This is a genomic window from Actinocorallia libanotica, from assembly GCF_039525175.1.
Classification (GTDB): Bacteria; Actinomycetota; Actinomycetes; order Streptosporangiales; family Streptosporangiaceae; genus Actinocorallia; species Actinocorallia libanotica.
In genome coordinates this window covers 48,036-65,964 of sequence record NZ_BAAAHH010000024.1, presented here as the reverse complement: position 1 = coordinate 65,964, position 17,929 = coordinate 48,036, and the positions used below count along the sequence as shown (strand labels likewise).

At 74.8% G+C, this 17,929-nt stretch carries 5 protein-coding genes; all 5 read right to left on the bottom strand.

Annotated elements, in window-relative coordinates; all coding sequences use genetic code 11:
- Window positions 1-5 precede the first annotated feature (5 nt).
- From ABD140_RS25790 to ABD140_RS25770, 5 genes are read right to left on the bottom strand one after another with little or no spacing between them, the layout of a single operon-like run.
- Window positions 6-3,827 carry an amino acid adenylation domain-containing protein gene (locus ABD140_RS25790; protein ID WP_344243557.1) on the bottom strand — a complete coding sequence of 1,274 codons (3,822 nt, stop codon included), beginning with the start codon at window positions 3,825-3,827 and terminating at the stop codon, window positions 6-8.
- Window positions 3,824-11,497, bottom strand: a complete 7,674-nt coding sequence (locus ABD140_RS25785; RefSeq protein WP_344243556.1) for an amino acid adenylation domain-containing protein — start codon at window positions 11,495-11,497, stop codon at window positions 3,824-3,826. The genes ABD140_RS25790 and ABD140_RS25785 overlap by 4 nt, the downstream gene beginning before the upstream one ends.
- Complete coding sequence (locus ABD140_RS25780) at window positions 11,494-16,536, bottom strand: amino acid adenylation domain-containing protein (protein ID WP_344243555.1); 5,043 nt, start codon at window positions 16,534-16,536, stop codon at window positions 11,494-11,496. The genes ABD140_RS25785 and ABD140_RS25780 overlap by 4 nt, the downstream gene beginning before the upstream one ends.
- Window positions 16,419-17,576, bottom strand: a complete 1,158-nt coding sequence (locus ABD140_RS25775; RefSeq protein ID WP_344243554.1) for an NAD(P)H-hydrate epimerase — start codon at window positions 17,574-17,576, stop codon at window positions 16,419-16,421. Before ABD140_RS25775 ends, ABD140_RS25780 begins: the two co-directional genes overlap by 118 nt.
- On the bottom strand, window positions 17,573-17,926 hold the full coding sequence (locus ABD140_RS25770; protein WP_344243553.1) for a holo-ACP synthase: 354 nt from the start codon (window positions 17,924-17,926) through the stop codon (window positions 17,573-17,575). Before ABD140_RS25770 ends, ABD140_RS25775 begins: the two co-directional genes overlap by 4 nt.
- Window positions 17,927-17,929 lie beyond the last annotated feature (3 nt).

Sequence of the window (17,929 nt, the reverse complement as noted above, 5' to 3'; positions counted from 1 at the left end):
GTGGTTCAGTCTGCCAAACGTTCCGCGATGACCCGGGCGATCCGCTCGACCGCCGCGGGCTCCATCAGGAAGTGGTGTTCGACGTCCAGGTCGTGCCGCTCGACGCCGCGCACGTAGGGGTCCCAGACGGAGGGGTCCGGCGAGTCGTCCCGCAGCCCCCGCGTCGCCCGGAAGAACACCAGGTCCACCGGGGCCGGGCCGCTGGGAACGTAGCCGTCCACGATCCGCAGCCCGTTCTCGTAGCTGCCGTAGACCGAGAGCAGCTGCTCCTCCTCCAGGGTCGCGAAGGCGTCGCCGCGCGCCCTGAGCTCGGCCATGATCGCCGGAACGTCCGGATTCTGCGGGTCGCCCGCGATGCTCTCGTCGATGCCGATCGACTGGAGCAGCTCGGGGACGACCTCGCGCTCGTCGGCGGCGAGGTCCTGGGAGTGGAAGGAGTCGAGCAGGCACAGCAGGCCCACCTCCTCCCCCAGCTCGTCCAGGACGCGGGCGGCCTCGAAGGCGACCAGCCCGCCGAGCGACCAGCCCAGCAGGTGGTAGGGCCCGGCCGGCCGCACCCGGCGCAGCTCGGCGACGTAGTCCTCGGCCATCGCCCGGATCGACTCCGCCCGGTACCCGGCCTCGGACAGCGCCCGCGACTGCAGCCCGTAGAGCGGCCGGCCCGGCAGGTGCGGCAGCAGCGCGAAGTACGGCCAGGACAGGCCCGACGCCGGGTGCACGCAGAACAGCGGCGCGCCCTCGCCCTTCGTCCGGATCGGCAGCAGCACGTCCATGCCGAGCGCGGGCTCGTCCTCCCCCGACAGCAGCCCTTCGACGGTCTGCCGGGTGAAGACCATGCGGGGGGTGAGCTCGATCCCCTCCTGCCGGGCGCGCGCGGCCAGGCGCAGCGCGGCGATGCTGTCGCCGCCGAGGTCGAAGAAGCTCACGTCCGCGAAGACCCGCGGCAGGCCCAGCACCTCGGCGAAGACGCCGCACAGGACCTCCTCCTCGGGGGTGCGCGGCGGGCGCCCGCTGATCACCAGGTCGGGGGCGGGCAGCGCGGCGCGGTCGAGCTTGCCGCTGCCGTTGAGGGGGAAGGACTCCAGCACCACGGCGGCCGCCGGGACCATGTAGGAGGGCAGGCTCTCGCCGAGGAAGCGGCGCAGGTCCTCCGGTTCCAGCGTGCAGCCCTCGTGCGGCACCGCGTAGGCCACCAGCCGCTTCTCGCCCGGCCGGTCGCGGCGGGCCAGCACCGCCGCCTGCGCGACGTAGGGGTGCGCGCCCAGGGCCGCCTCGATCTCGCCCAGCTCGATCCGGAAGCCGCGGACCTTCACCTGCTGGTCGGCCCGGTCCAGGTACTCCAGCAGGCCGCCCCGGCGGCGCACCAGGTCGCCGGTGCGGTACATGCGCTCGCCCGGCTCGCCGAACGGGCAGGCCACGAACCGCTCGGCGGTCAGGCCCGGCCGGTTCAGGTAGCCGCGGGCCAGGCCCGCGCCCGCGACGTACAGCTCGCCGGGCGTGCCGTCGGGCACCGGGCGCAGCGCCTCGTCCAGCACGTACAGGCGGGTGTCGTCCAGCGGCCCGCCCAGCGGCGGCGCGCCGAGCCCGGCCAGGACGTGGCGCATCGGCTGCAGGGCGGCGTAGGTCGTCGTCTCGGTCGGCCCGTAGGCGTTGCAGAGTTCGAGGCCGGGGCAGGCGTCCAGGACGGCGCGCATGGCGCGGGCGCTGCCCGCCTCGCCGCCGGTGTGCAGGCGGGCGAACCCGGCGAAGGCGTCCGGCCGCTCGGCCGCCATGAGGTTGAACAGGCTCGTGGTGACGAACGCGGCGGTGAGGCGCTCCTCCCCGGCCAGCCGGGCGAACCCGTCGGTGTCCAGGTCGCCGGGCGGGGCGATGACGGCGGTGCCGCCGTTCAGCAGCGGCGTCCACATCTCGTAGGTGGAGGCGTCGAAGGCGTGCGCGGAGAACACCAGCACCCGCTCGCCGCCGGTCCGCACCTCGGTGTCGGTGGCGAAGTCGACGACCTCGCGGTGGGCGACGCCGACGCTCTTGGGCAGGCCGGTCGAGCCGGAGGTGAAGATGGCGTAGGCCAGGGCGCCGGGCGCGACCGGGACGGGCGGGGCGACCGCGCCGTCCACCGGAAGGTCGACCCGGACGGTGCGGGCGTCGTGCGCGAAGCCGGGGTCAGCGAAGGCCTCGTCGAGCAGCAGCACGGGCGCGCCAGACTCGCGCAGCGCCCACGCCCGGCGCTCGTCGGGGTAGCTGTGGTGGATCGGCACGTAGTAGCCGCCGGCCTTGAGCACGGCCAGGGTGGCGACCAGGACCTGCGGTCCGCGCTCCAGCAGCATCGCGACCGGCGTCTCGGCCCCGACGCCCAGGGCCGCCAGGCGCCCGGCGAGCCGTCCGGACCGCTCGTCCAGCTCCGCGTAGGTGATCGACGCGCCGCCGTGGCGGATCGCGACGGCGTCCGGCCGCGCGGCGGCGAGCTCGGCGAACCGGGCGGTGACGGTCGCGGCCGCGCGCCCGTCGCCCGCGGCGCGCAGCGCGAGCGCCTGCTCCCGCTCGTCGACGGTGAGCAGGTCGAGCCGCGCCACCGGCAGGTCGGGCCGCTCCGCGATCGCCGTCAGCGCGGCGCGCAGCCGTCCGGCGACCCGCTCGGCCTCCTCCAGGGTGAACAGGTCGGGCCGGTAGTCCAGCCGCACCGACAGCTCCCGGCCCGGCACCGCGGCGAGCGCGATCGGGTAGTGAGTGGCGTCGTGCATGCCCGCCCCGCTGACCCGCACCCCGTTCAGGTCGGTGGCCTCGGCGTCGGGGTCGAAGGGGTAGTTCTCCAGCACCGTGACGGTGTCGAACAGCGCGCCCAGCCGGGTGAGACCCTGGATCTCGGTGAGCCCCAGGTGGTGGTGGGCCAGGAGGTCGGCCTGCTCGCCCTGCACCCGGCGCAGCGCCGCGGCGAGGGTGTCGCCGGGCGCGACGCGGACGCGGACCGGCAGGGTGTTGATGAACAGTCCGACCATCTGCTCGACCCCGGCCAGCTCCGGCGGCCGCCCGGAGACGACGCCGCCGAACACCACGTCGGTGCGGCCGGTCTCGGCGCCCAGCACCAGGCCCCAGGCGAGCTGGAGCACCGTGTTGAGGGTGACGCCCTCGGCGCGGGCGCGGGCGGTCAGCGCGGTGGTGAGCCCCTCGTCCAGGACCAGGGTGAGCTTCTCGGGGTCCGCGGCCCCCACCGGGGGCTGCGGGCGGATCAGGGTGGGCTCCTCCACCCCTTCCAGCGCGCGCCGCCAGGCGGCCTCGGCGGCGGCGCGGTCCTGGCGCGCGACCCAGGCCAGGTAGTTCTTGTACGGGGTGACGCGCGGCAGGACCGAGGCGTCGCCCTTGGTGAGGTAGAGGGCGAACAGCTCGGTCTGCAGGATGGGGGTGGACCAGCCGTCCAGCAGGATGTGGTGGTTGGTGAACACCAGGTGGTGGACGTCGGGCGCCGAGCGCACCAGCGTGAACCGCAGCAGCGGCGGGCGGCCCAGGTCCCAGCGGTGCGCCCGCTCCCGCGCGGCGATCTTCTCGACCTCGCCGACGGGCGCCTCGACCTCCTCGAACGGCACCTTGACGGTCTTGGCGACGAGCTGCACCGGGTCGCCCTGCTTGCGCTGGCGGAACGCCGCCCGCAGGTTGGCGTGGCGGGCGACGAGCGCCTCGGCGGCGGCCTTCAGCGCCGGGGCGTCCAGCGGCCCGTCCAGGCGCAGCACGGCCTGCGCGGAGTAGACGTCGGCGTCCGCGTCGAACAGGGCGTGGAAGTACAGCCCCTGCTGCAGCGGCGACAGCGGCAGGACGTCCTCGAGGTTGCCGCTCACAGGTCCCAGTCCTCCAGTTCCGACGCGAACTCGTCGAGCTCGTCCTGGCTGACCGACACCAGGTCGATGTCGGAGGGGGTGAAGCCGCCCGCGCCGTCCTGCGCGGCGTGCCGGACGAGGCCGGTCAGCGCGGTGAACCACAGGCCGGCCAGCTCGCGCACCTCGGCCTCGGTCAGCAGGCCGCCCGCCCACGTCCAGGTGGCGTTCAGGCGCGGCCCGGACGGGGTGTCGTCGGTGTGGCAGTTGACCTCGAGCGCGTGCGGGAGGGCGAGGCCGGGGTCGTGGCCGCCGCCGAGCGCCTCGCTCAGCTCCGCCGGGGCGGGCGACCACTCGCCGTCCTGCTCGTACGCCACCCGGCCGAGGTAGTTGAACGCCAGCTGGGGCGCCTTCGCGTCCGCCAGCGCGGCGGCGGTCTCGGTGTTGACGTACCGCAGCAGGCCGTAGCCGATGCCGTTGTCGGGCGCCTCGCGCAGCTGCTCCTTGACGAGCTTGAGCGCGGTGCCGACGGCGGGCCCGCCCGTGCCGACCTCGTCCCAGGCCAGCTGTCCGGGGTCCAGCCGGACGGGGTGGATGACGGTGAACCAGCCGGAGGTGCGGGACAGGTCGACGCCGGGGACGATCTCCTCGCGGCCGTGGCCCTCCAGGTCCACCAGGACCGCGGAGCCGTCCGCCCTGCCGCGCCGCGCCCGCCATTCGGCGATCGCGAGCGCCAGGCCGGTCAGCAGCACGTCGTTGACCCTGCCGTGGAAGGCGGCCGGGACACTGGACAGCAGCGGCTCGGTGACGTCCGCGCCGAGCGTCACGGTCAGGTCTCCGGCGGTGGCGAAGGTGTCGCGGGCCGGGTCGAGCGGGCGGGAGCCCAGCACCGGATCGGGGGTGGCGGTGACCTCCGACCAGAACTCCAGCTCGGCCGCCCGGGCGGGCTCGGACGCCTCGGCCGTCAGGCGCTGCGCCCAGCGGCGGAAGGAGGTGTTGACCGGCTGGAGTGCCGCGCCGCCGAGCGCGGTCACCAGGTCCGGCAGCAGGATCCGCCAGGACACGCCGTCCACGACCAGGTGGTGGGCGGTGAGCAGCAGCAGGCCCGGCTCGTCGCCGGCGTCCAGCCAGTGCAGCCGCGTCATCTCCCCCGCGGCGGGGTCGAGGGCGGCGCGGGCCTCGGCTCCGGTCCGGGCCAGGGCGTCGGCCAGTGCCGCGCCGGACAGCCCGGCGATGTCCACGACGTCGACGACCGCCGTGCGGGAGCCCTTCTCCCGTACCTCGTAGCCGCCGCCGTCCGCCTTCAGCCGGAGCATGTCGTGGTGGTCGAGCACCGCCTGGTAGGCGGCGGTGAGCGCGGCTGCGTCCAGGCGCGGCGGGACGCGCAGCAGCATCCGCTGGCTGTAGGCGGAGGTCGGGCCCTCCAGTTCCTCGAACCAGCGCATGATCGGGGTGGCCGGGACGTGCCCGATCCCCGCGCCCTCGGGCTCGGCCTCCAGGGCGTCCTCGCCCGCCGGGCGGGCGACCGCCGCCAGGTCCGCGACGGTCTGGTGCTGGAACACCTCGCGCGGGGTGACGACCAGGCCCGACTGGCGGGCCCGCGACACCAGCTGGATCGCGATGATCGAGTCGCCGCCCAGGTCGAAGAAGCCGTCGTCGATGCCGACCCGCTCCAGGCCGAGGACCTCGGCGAACAGCGCGGCGAGCGTCTCCTCCTCCGGCGTGCGCGGCGTGCGGCCGGTCACGTTGGCGGAGAAGTCCGGCGCGGGCAGCGCCCTGCGGTCGAGCTTGCCGTTGGCGGTCAGCGGCAGCGCGTCCATGGCGACGACCGCGGCCGGGACCATGTAGTCGGGCAGATCCTGGTTGACGAACCGGCGCAGCTCCGCGGAGTCGACAGGATCCCCCACGGCATAGGCGACGAGCCGCTTGTCGCCCGGACGGTCCTCGCGGACGATCACCGCCGCGTCCGTCACGGCCGGATGGCGCACGAGCGCCGCCTCGATCTCGCCGAGCTCGATGCGGAAGCCGCGCAGCTGGACCTGGTCGTCGGCGCGGCCCAGGTACTCCAGGCCGCCTCCGCGCCGCCAGCGGCCGAGGTCGCCGGTGCGGTACATGCGGGAGCCGGGCTCCCCGAACGGGTCGGCGACGAACCGGGCGGCCGACAGGTCGGGCCGGTTCAGGTAGCCGCGCGCCAGGCCCGCGCCCGCGACGTACAGCTCGCCGACGGTTCCGGCCGGGACGGGCTGGAGCCGGTCGTCCAGCACGTGGATCCGCAGGTCGGGGATGCCGACGCCGATGATCGAACCGGGCGCCTCCTGGCAGTGCGCCGCGTCGAGCGCGATGTAGGAGACGTGCACGGTCGTCTCGGTGATGCCGTACATGTTGACGAGCACGGGCGCGTCGTCGGCGTGCCGGGAGTACCAGTCCTCCAGCCTGCCGAGCTCCAGCGCCTCGCCGCCGAAGACCACGTACCGCAGCGCCAGGTCGGCGCCGGGGTTCGCGGCGTCGGCGGCCATGAGCTGGTAGAACGCCGACGGCGTCTGGTTGAGGACGGTGACCTTCTCGGCCGCCAGCAGCGCGAGGAAGTCCTCCGGGGTGCGGGACACCGCGTACGGCACGACGACGAGGCGGCCGCCGTTCATCAGCGGGCCCCACAGCTCCCAGACGGAGAAGTCGAACGCGTAGGAGTGGAAGAGCGTCCACACGTCGTCGGAGCCGAAGCCGAACCACTGCTCGGTGGAGGCCATGAGCCGGATGACGTTCTGGTGCGGGACCAGCACGCCCTTGGGGCGGCCCGTGGAGCCGGACGTGTAGATGACGTACGCCGGGTTGTCCGGCGACATCGGCACGTCCGGGTTCGCCGGGTCGTAAGCGGCCAGGTCCGCCGAGGCCAGCAGCGCGGCGTCGACGGTGAGGACGGGCCGGGAGTCCTCCAGCATGTAGGCGATGCGGTCGGCCGGGTAGTCCGGGTCGACCGGGACGTAGGCGGCGCCGGTCTTGAGGACGGCCAGGACGCCGACGACGAGGTCGAGGGAGCGCGGCAGGGCCAGCGCCACGAACTCCTCGGGTCCCGCTCCGGCCGCGATGAGGTGCCGGGCCAGCCGGTTGGCGCGCTCGTTCAGCTCCCAGTAGGTCAGGGAGCCGCCCCCGGTTCCGGGACAGGTGACGGCGACCGCGTCGGGCGTCCGCGCGGCCTGGGCCTCGACCGCGGCGTGGATGGTGGTGCGGGGCGCGTCGGGCGCGGTTCCGCCGACCGCCCAGTCGGTCAGGATCGTGCGGCGCTCCTCGGGGTCGAGGAGGTCGGCGGCGCCGATGGGCGCGTCCGGGTCGGCGACGACGGCGGCCAGCAGCCGCCGCAGCCGTCCGGCCAGCTCGGCGGCGGTCGCCGGGTCGAACAGGTCGAGCGCGTACTCCAGGCCCGCTGCGATGCCCGCCGGGGAGCCGTCGGCGGCGTGCCGCTCCTCCAGGTACAGCGACAGGTCGTACTTGGCGACACCGCCGTCGAGGTCGAGCGCCTCGACGGTGAGCCCGTCGAGCTCGGCCCTGGCCTCGGGGTTGTTCTGGAAGGACAGCGCCACCTGGAACAGCGGGTGCCGCCCCATGTGCCGGGCGGGGTTGAGCACCTCGACGAGCCGCTCGAACGGCAGGTCCTGGTGGGCATAGGCGGCCAGGTCGGTCTCGCGCACCCGGGCGACGAGCTCGCGGAAGGACGGGTCGCCGGAGGTGTCGGTGCGCAGGACGAGCATGTTCACGAACATGCCGACCAGGTCGTCCAGAGCCTCGTCGGTGCGTCCGGCGATCGGCGAGCCGATCGGGACGTCCTCGCCGCCGCCCAGCCGCGTCAGCAGCGCCGCGTAGGCGGCCTGCATGACCATGAACAGGCTCGCGCCGCTCTCGCGGGCCAGCTCGACCAGCCCCTGGTGCAGGGAGGCGTCCAGCTCGAAGGACAGGGTCGCGCCGCGGAAGGACGACTGCGCCGGGCGCGGCCGGTCGGCGGGCAGCTCGATCTGGTCGGGCAGCCCCGCCAATGCCTGCTTCCAGAAGTCGGTCTGCCGGGACAGCAGGCTCGCGGGGTCGTCCTCGGCGCCGAACAGCTCGCGCTGCCAGAGCGTGTAGTCGGCGTACTGGACCGGCAGCGGGCTCCAGCCGGGCGTCTCCCCCCTGCGGCGGGCGTCGTAGGCCAGGACGACGTCGCGGGCGAGCGGCGCCATCGACCAGCCGTCGCCGGCGATGTGGTGCAGGACCAGCACCAGCACGTGGTCGTCCGCGGCGAGCCGGAGCAGCCCGACCCGGAAGGGCGGTTCGACCGACAGGTCGAAGCCGCGTCCGGCGAGCGCCGCCAGTTCCGCGGGCAGCGCCGCCTCGGTGGTGTCCACGACCTCCAGCCGCGGCACCGCGACGGCGGCGTCCAGGACGAGCTGGCGCGGGGTGCCCGAGGTGTCGGGGAAGACCGTGCGCAGCGGTTCGTGCCGGGCGACGAGGTCGGCGAGCGCGGCGCGGATCGCCTCCGCGTCCAGCTCGCCGCGCAGCCGCAGCGGCACCGGCATGTTGAAGGTGGCCGAGGGGCCCTCGAAGCGGTTGAGGAACCACAACCGCTGCTGGGCGTAGGACAGCGGCACGCTCGCGGGGCGCTGCGCGCGGGTGAGCGCGGGGCGCGCCGAGCCCTGCGCCTCGTCCAGCCGGGCGGCCAGGCCCGCGACGGTCGGCGACTCGAACAGCGCGCGGATCGGCAGCTCGACGCCGAGCACCGAGCGCACCTTGCTGATCAGCCTGGTCGCGGTGAGGGAGTCGCCGCCCAGGTCGAAGAAGGAGTCGTCGGCGCCGACCTTCCCGGCGCCGAGGATCTCGGCGAAGATGCCGGCGAGGATCTCCTCCTGCGGGGTGCGCGGGCCGCGCCCGCCGCCCAGGCCGAGCTCGGGCGCGGGCAGCGCCCTGCGGTCGAGCTTGCCGTTGGGGGTCAGCGGCAGCTCGGGCAGCAGCATGACGGCCGGGACCATGTGGTCCGGCAGGGCCGCGGCGACGAACGCGCGCAGCTCCTGCGGCGCGACCTCGGCGCGGACGACGGCGTAGCCGACGAGCCGCCTGTCGCCGGGCCGGTCCTCGCGGGCCACCACGGCCGCCTGCACGACGGCCGGGTGCCTCTCCAGCACCGCCTCGACCTCGCCGAGCTCCACCCGGAAACCGCGGATCTTGACCTGGTCGTCGGCGCGGCCCAGGTACTCCAGGGTGCCGTCGGGCAGCCACCGCACCAGGTCGCCGGTGCGGTACATGCGCTCGCCGGGCTCCCCGAACGGGCAGGCGACGAACCGGTCGGCGGTCAGGTCGGGGCGGCCGAGGTAGCCGCGGGCCAGGACGGGGCCGGCGACGTACAGCTCGCCGGGCACGCCCGCCGGGACGCGGCGCAGCGCGCCGTCCAGCACGTACGGGCGGCTGTTGCGGAACGCCGTGCCGAGGTTCGGCCGGGCTCCGGCGGTGAGCGGGCCGTTGAAGAAGTCGATGGACGCCTCGGTCGGCCCGTAGAAGTTGCGGGCCTCCAGGCCGGGCAGCGCCGCCAGCTCCTCCCACAGCGCCTCGCCGACGGCCTCGCCGCCCAGCAGCACCGTGGAGACGCCCGCCTCGATGACGCCCAGGTCGCGCAGGGCCTGGAAGTGCGACGGAGTGGTGTTGACCAGGTCGATGCCGTGGTCGGCGACGTAGCGGACGAACGCCTCGGAGTCGCGGCGTGTCACGTCGTCGACGATGTGGACCTGCTGGCCGTGGACCATCGCGAGGAGGCCGTGCCAGGAGGTGTCGAAGGAGAACGACGCGGTGTGGGCGAAGCGCACCCGACGTCCGGCCTTCGCCACCACCGGGTCCCAGAAGTCGGCGGTGTGGCCGTCGTGGTAGTTCACCAGGCCGCGGTGCGGCACGACGACGCCCTTGGGGCGTCCGGTGGAACCGGAGGTGTAGATGACGTAGGCGGCGCCGTCGGGATGGATCGCCGTGCCGGGGTCGGTGGCGGGGGCGGCGCCCAGGTCGGTCTCCGCCAGCCACTCCGGGGTGATCTCCAGGACGGGCGCGGCGTCGGACAGCATGTAGGCGATGCGGTCCTCGGGGTACTCGGGGTCGACCGGCACGTAGGCGGCGCCGGTCTTCAGCACGCCGAAGATCGCCGCGACCAGGTCGGCGCCGCGCGGCAGGCGCAGCGCGACGCGCTGCTCGGCGCCGACCCCCCGCGCGGTCAGCGTGTGGGCGAGGCGGTTGGCGCGCGCGTTCAGCTCGGCGTAGGTGAGCGTCGCGTCGGCGGCGACCAGCGCGGTCTCGTCCGGGTTCCGCGCGGCGCGCGCCTGCAGCAGCTCCACGACCGAGGGCGCGGAGGGCTCCCCGGCGGGCCCGGCCCAGGAGTCCAGGCGGGCGCGCTCGTCGTCCGCCAGCAGGTCCAGCGCGGACAGGGGCTGGTCGGCGTCCTCCAGCACGGCGTCCAGGAACCGGCGGACGCGGCCCAGCAGCCCCTCCGCCTGCTCCTCGGTGAAGACGTCGGGCCGGTAGTGCAGCCGCAGCGACAACCGGTCGCCGGGGATGATCACGAACGACAGCGGGAAGTGCGTGGCGTCGTAGGAGTCGAAGCCGGTCAGCCGCAGCCCGCCCAGGGTGCCGTCCATCGTGGCGGGGTCGAACGGGTAGTTCTCCAGCACCGTCATGGTGTCGAAGAGCACGCCGTTGCCGGTGGCGCGCTGGATCTCGGTGAGGCCCAGGTGGTGGTGGGCCAGCAGGTCGGTCTGCTCCTCCTGGAGGCGCTCGAGCACCTCGGCGAGGCTGTCGGCGGGGTTCAGGCGCACCCGGATCGGCAGGGTGTTGATGAACAGGCCGATCATCTGCTCGACGCCCGGCAGGTCGGCGGGGCGGCCGGAGACCGCGGCGCCGAACACCACGTCGTCGCGGCCCGTCAGGGAGCCGACGACCACGCCCCACGCGGCCTGCAGCAGAGTGTTGACGGTGACGCCGGTGCGGCGGGCGATGCGGGTGAGCTTCCTGCTGGCCTTCTCGTCCAGTTCCGTCAGGACGCGGTGCGGGACGACGGCCGGCAGCTCGGCGGCGTGGGGGGCGACGAACGTGGGCTCGTCCACGCCGTCCAGGGCCTCCTGCCAGGCGGCTTCGGCGGCCTTGCGGTCCTGGCCCGCCAGCCACTTGAGGTAGTTCTTGTAGGGCGTCGGCCGGGGAAGGCCGGTGTCGGTGCCGCCCGCCAGGTACAGGGCGAACAGCTCCGTCGCCAGGACGGGCGTGGACCAGCCGTCCAGCAGGATGTGGTGGTTGGTGAAGACCAGCCTGTGCCGCTCCGGGCCCAGCCTCACCAGCACGAACCGCAGCAGCGGCGGCTCCATCAGGTCGAACCGGTGCGCGCGCTCGCGCAGGATGAGCTCGCGCGCCTCCTCCTCGGTGGCCTCCACCTCCGACCACGGCAGGTCCACCACGCGCGGCACGACCTGCACGGGGCGGCTCACGTCCTGGTCGGTGAAGGCGGCGCGCAGGTTGCCGTGGCGGCGCAGCAGCGTCTCGGCCGCGCCGCGCAGGGCCGCCACGTCCAGCGGCCCCTCCATGTCCAGCACCAGCTGCGCGGTGTAGACGTCCTGGTCGTCGTACTTGGCGTGGAAGAAGAACCCCTGCTGCAGCGGGGAAAGGGGAAGGATGTCCTCCAGGTCGCGACCTGCCGTCACTTCGCCCTCCATGCTGCCTGCAGTGTGTCGATCTCCGATTGGTCCAGCTCGACCAGCAGGTCGGAGCTGGTGAAGCCGCCCGCCCCCTCGTCCGCGGCGTGCGCGACCAGGCCGCGCAGCGCCTCGAACCACGCCTCGCCGAGCGCGCGCACCTCCTCCTCCGCGAGGAGGCCCGCGGGCCACGACCAGGTGGCGGTCAGCTCGGGACCGCCGGGGCGGTCGCGGGTGACGGCGTTGACCTCCAGGACGTGCGCGGCCGGAAGGCGCGGGTCCTCCCCGGCGGGGAGCCGCTCGGGGGCGGGACTCCAGTCGCCCTCGTCCTGGCCGACGCGGCCCAGGTAGTTGAACGCGACCTGCGCCTGCGGCAGGTCGGCCAGCTCCTCGGCCGCCTCCTCGTTGAGGTGGCGCAGCAGGCCGTGCCCGATGCCGTTGTCGGGCACCTGGCGCAGCTGCTCCTTGACCCGCTTGATGGCCTGGCCCGCGGCGGCGCCGCCGGAGGTGATCTCCGTCCACTCGGCCTGGCCCGGGTCGAGGCGGACCGGGTGGATGGTGGTGAACCAGCCGACGGTGCGGGACAGGTCGACGCCCTGGACGATCTCCTCGCGGCCGTGGCCTTCGAGGTCGACCAGCAGCCCGGTGCCGCGTCCGCCGCGCTGCTTGCGCCAGTGCGCGGCGGCCAGTGCCAGGGCGGTGAGCAGCACGTCGTTGACCCGCCCGTGGAAGGCGGCGGGGACGGCGGTGAGCACGGCCTCGGTGGTCCCTGCCTCCAGGGAGAGGTCGAGGTGGCGGACGGTCGCGGCGGTGTCCACGGCCGGGTCGAGCGCGCGGGAGCCGAGCTTGGGGTTGGTGCCCTCGACGAGGTCGAGCCAGGTGTCGAGCTCCTCGGCGCGCCCGGGGTCGGCGGCCTCGGCGGTGAGGCGCTGCGCCCAGCGGCGGAACGAGGTCGGCACGGGTTCCAGGGCCGGGGCCTGACCCATGACCGACGCGCCCCACGCGGCGACGAGGTCGGGGAGCAGGATGCGCCAGGACACGCCGTCCACGACGAGGTGGTGCAGCACGACCAGCAGCCGGCCCTGCGCGCCCGGCCCCGCGTCGAGCCAGACGAGCCGGGCCATGTCCCCTTCCGCCGGGTCCAGCTCGGCGGCGGCCAGCGCCACCTGCTCGTCCACGGCCGCCTGGAAGTCGTCTCCGGAGACCTCCACATGCCGGACGAGGCCGTCCGCGCGCACCGCTCCGACCGGCTGGACGACCGGCTGCCAGTCCTCCAGGCGCAGCCGCAGCATGTCGTGGTGGTCGAGCACCGCCTGCAGCGCGGCGGTCAGGTGCTCGACGCCCAGATCGCCGGGGACGCGCAGCAGCATCGACTGGTGGAAGCCGTCCATGACGCCGCCGCGCTCGCGCAGCCACGCCATGATCGGGGTGATGGGGACCGGGCCGACGCCGGCGCCCTCGGGCTCGGCCTCGACGGCGTCGTCCTCGCCCGCCTCGCGGGCCAGCTCCGCCAGCGCCGCGACGGTCTGGTGCTGGAACACCTCGCGCGGCGTGACGACCAGGCCCGCCTGGCGGGCGCGGGAGACCAGCTGGATCGCGATGATCGAGTCGCCGCCCAGGTCGAAGAAGCCGTCCTCGGTGCCGGGCCGCTCGGCCAGGCCGAGCAGCTCGGCGAACAGGTCGGCGAAGACCTCCTCGCGCTCGGACGCCGGGGCGCGGCCCTCGCCGACCTGGACGACCGGGGCGGGCAGGGCGCGGCGGTCGAGCTTGCCGTTGCCGGTGAGCGGCAGCGCGTCGAGGGTGACGAACGCGGCCGGGACCATGTGGTCGGGCAGGTCGTGGTGGGCCAAGGCGCGCAGCTCGGACGCCTCGACCGGCTCGCCGTCCCCGGTCACCACGTAGGCGGCCAGGCGCCTGTCCCCCGGCCGGTCCTCGCGGACGACCACGGCGACGTCGGTGATCCGCGCGTGCTTGACCAGCACCGCCTCGATCTCGCCGAGCTCGATGCGGAAGCCGCGGATCTTGACCTGGTCGTCGGCGCGGCCCAGGTACTCCAGGTTCCCGTCCGGCTGCCAGCGGGCCAGGTCGCCCGAGCGGTACATGCGCGAGCCGGGTGCGCCGAACGGGTCGGCGACGAACCGGTCGGCGGTCAGGTCGGGCCGCCCGTGGTAGCCGCGCGCCAGGCCCTCGCCCGCCACGTACAGCTCGCCGACGACGCCGGGCGGGACGGGCTGGAGCCGCCCGTCCAGCACGTACACCTTCAGGTCGGGGATGCCGGCGCCGATGACCGAGCCGGACGCGCTCTGGCAGTACACCTCGTCGAGCGCGATGTAGGAGACGTGCACGGTCGTCTCGGTGATGCCGTACATGTTCACCAGGACGGTGTCGCGGCCGTGGGCGTACCAGTCGGCCAGGCGCCGGAGCTCCAGCGCCTCGCCGCCGAAGACCACGTACCGCAGCGCCAGGTCGCGGCCGTCGTCGGCGGCCATGAGCTGGTAGAACGCCGACGGTGTCTGGTTGAGGACGGTGACGCGCTCGCGGGCCAGCAGGCCGAGGAACTCCTCGGGCGAGCGGCTGACCGCGAACGGGACGACGACGAGGCGGCCGCCGTACAGCAGCGGGCCCCACAGCTCCCAGACGGAGAAGTCGAACGCGTAGGAGTGGAAGAGCGTCCACACGTCGTCCGGGCCGAAGCCGAACCACTGCTCGGTGGAGGTCATCAGCCGGATCGCGTTGTGGTGCGGGACCACGACGCCCTTGGGGCGGCCCGTGGAGCCGGACGTGTAGATGACGTACGCCGGGTTGTCCGGCGACATCGGCACGTCCAGGTTCGCCGCGGGGCCGCTCCCCAGGTCGAGCGAGCCGAGCAGCTCGGCGTCCACGGTGAAGACCGGGGCGGAGTCCTGGAGCGTGTAGGCGATGCGCTCCTCGGGGTAGTCCGGGTCGATCGGCACGTACGCCGCGCCGGTCTTGAGGACGGCCAGGACCGCGACGACCAGCTCCTCCGAGCGCGGCAGCCGCAGCGCCACGAACCGCTCCGGCCCAGCCCCCAGCTCGACGAGCCTGCGGGCGAGGCGGTTGGCGCGGGCGTTCAGCTGCCCGTAGGTGAGTGTGGTGTTCTCGTACGTAACGGCAGGAGCCTGCGGGTTCCGGGCGGCCTGGGCCTCGAACACCGCGTGGATCGTGCGCCGCTCCCCGGCGGGAACGGGGGCGACGGTGCCGCCCGCCCACTCGTCCAGGATCACGGCGCGCTCGGCGCCGGTCAGCAGCGGCGCGGTCCCCACGGGCGCGTCCGGGTCGGCCAGCAGCGCGGTGAACAGCCGCTCGAACCGGGCGACGAGCTCGCGGGCGGTCGGCGGGTCGTACAGGTCGAGCGCGTACTCCAGCTCGCCGGCCAGGCCGGCGGGCTCCCCGTCCGCGCCGAACCGCTCGGTGAGCATGATCAGCGTGTCGAACCTGGAGACGGCGGCGTGCAGCGGCTCCGGCTCGGCGGTGAACCCTGCGAGCTCCAGGCGCGCCTCGGGGTTGTTCTGGAAGGTGAGGCCGTGCTGGAACAGCGGGTGGCGGCCCATGTGCCGGACGGGGTTGAGCACCTCGACCAGGCGCTCGAACGGCAGGTCCTGGTGGGCGTAGGCGTCCAGGTTCGTCCGGCGGACGCGGCCGACGAGCTCCCGGAAGGTGGGGTCGCCGGAGACGTCCGTGCGCAGGACGAGCATGTTCACGAACATGCCGACCAGGTCGTCCAGCGCCTCGTCGGTGCGTCCGGCGATCGACGAGCCGAGCGGGATGTCCTCGCCGCCGCCCAACCGCGACAGCAGCGCCGCGTAGGCGGCCTGGGCGACCATGAACGGCGAGCTCTGGGTCTGCGCGGCCAGCTCGCCGACGCGGCGGTGGACGTCGGCGGACAGCTCGAACCGGATGGTCGCGCCCCGGTAGCTCGCCTCGTCCGGGCGGGGGCGGTCGGCGGGCAGCTCCAGTTCCTCGGGCAGCCCGGCGAGCTCCTCCTTCCAGTAGGCGATCTGCTGGGCCAGCAGGCTGGACGGGTCGTCCTCGGAGCCGAACAGCTCCTGCTGCCAGAGCGTGTAGTCGGCGTACTGGACGGGCAGCGGCGCCCACTGCGGGGCGGCGCCGGAGACGCGGGAGGCGTAGGCGGTGATGACGTCCCGGGCCAGCGGCGCCAGCGACCAGCCGTCGGTGGCCACGTGGTGCATGAGCAGCACCGCGATGTGCAGGTCGTCGGCCAGCCGCAGCAGGTGGGCGCGCAGCGGCGGCTCCACCGCGATGTCGAAGGGGTAGCCCGCGATCCGGGCGAGCGCCGCGGGCAGCCCGGCCTCGGTGACGTCGGTGGCCTCGACCCGCGGGCAGGCCGCGGCCGGGGCGAGGATCTGCTGGCGCGGGGTGCCGCCGGAGTCCGGGAAGATCGTCCGCAGCGACTCGTGGCGGGCCACCACGTCGGCGAGCGCGTCCTGGAGGGCGGCGCGGTCCAGCGGACCGGTCAGGCGCAGCGCCAGCGGCATGTTGTAGGTGGCCGAGGGGCCCTCGAAGCGGTTGAGGAACCACAGCCGCTGCTGGGCGTACGACAGCGGGATCTGCGCCGGGCGCTCCGCCGGGACGAGCGCCGGGCGCGCCGGGGCGGCCCCGGCCAGATGCGTCGCCAGGCCCGCGACGGTCGGGTCCTCGAACAGCACCCGGACGGGCAGCTCCACGTCGAAGGCGGCGCGGGCCTTGGCGACGACCCGCATGGCCAGCAGCGAGTTGCCGCCCAGCGCGAAGAAGTCGTCGTCGACGCCGACCTCCGCGACGTCCAGCAGCTCCCCGACGATCCGGCAGAGCTCCCGCTCCTGCCCGGTGGCGGGCGCCCGGTAGGGGGTGCGCCGGGGGGCGAGCTCCGGCTTGGGCAGCGCCTTGGTGTCGACCTTGCCGTTGGGGGTCAGCGGCAGCCCGTCCAGCACCATGAGCGCCGAGGGGACCATGGCGGCGGGCAAGTGCTCCTGCACGAACGCGCGCAGCTCCTCGGGGTCGATCGTCGCGCCGGGCGCGGGCACCACGTAGGCGACGAGCCGCTTGTCCGACGGGGCGTGGGCGCGGGGGGGGGGGGGGGGGGGGGGGGGGGGGGGGGGCGGGCGTCCGTGCCCAGGCCGGGGCCGACCGCCCACGCCTGGACCCGGCCGACCCGCGCCAGGTCGGGATCCCCGTCGGGCGGCAGGATCGTGGTGACGGCCTCGGGCCAGCGCTGCCGCACCAGGTCGACGACCGGCGCGGACGAGGCGAAGCGCACCATGCCCGCGCCGCCGTGCAGGGCGGAGCCGACCGCCAGCACCGCGGCTCCGGTGTAGTCGGCTCCCCCGGCCAGGACGCCGACGACGCCCCGCCGGTACTTGTCGCTCTCCGGCCCGGGGCGGGGCAGCCGCACGTCCGCCGTGGCGGAGGCGACGACGTCGGGGGCGGGCAGGTCGAGGCCGATGTCGACGAGCTCGACGACACCGGCGTGCGCGGCCCCGGGATCGATGAGCAGGCCGGGCTTGAACGTGCCGAAGGTGACCGTCACGTCCGCGCGGACGGCCTCGCCCTCGACCTCTCCGGTGTCGGCGTCCACCCCGCTGGGCACGTCGCAGGCCACCACCGCGGCGTCCGGGGGCAGAGCGCGGACGAGAGGGGCGTAGAGGCCGCGCAGCGCGCCCTTCCCGCCGATGCCCGTCAGGCCGTCGATCACCAGGTCGGTGCCGGCGAACGCCTCGGGGACGCCGCCGCCGGACAGGAGCCCCGCCAGCCGCTCGGAAGGCAGCACCCGGCCACCCGCCTCGCGCAGTGCGGCCAGCCCTCCCCCGTGCGCGCGGGGCGAGGCCAGGGCGGCGGTGACCCGCGCGCCCCGACGGGCCAGCAGGGCCCCGGCGTACAGGGCGTCGCCGCCGTTGTCGCCTCCGCCGACCAGCAGCAGCACCCGGGTGCCGTACACCCCGTCCAGCAGCCGGGCGCAGACCGACGCCAGCCCGGCCGCGGCCCGCTGCATCAGCGCGCCCTCCGGCAGCCGGGCCATCAGCTCGGCCTCGGCGGCACGGACCTCGGCGACGGAATGCGCGTGTCTCATGGAGCCTCCGCGATGACGACGGCGGTGGCGATACCCCCGTCATGGCTGAGCGACACATGCCAGGAGGTGACCCCCAGCAGCGTCGCGACGTCGGCGACCGTGCCCCTGACGTGCAGCGTGGGCTTCCCCGAAGGCTCCTTGCAGACCTCCGCGTCGGTCCAGCGCATCCCGGGCGGCGCCCCCAGCGCCTTGGCCAGCGCCTCCTTGGCGGCGAAGCGCGCGGCCAGCGACAGCGGCGGCAGCTTCCGCTCCTCCTCGGTGAACAGGCGCTCCTTCAGCCGCGGCGTCCGCTCCAGCGACGCCTTGAACCGGGCCACGTCCACCACGTCGATGCCCACTCCCACGATCACCTT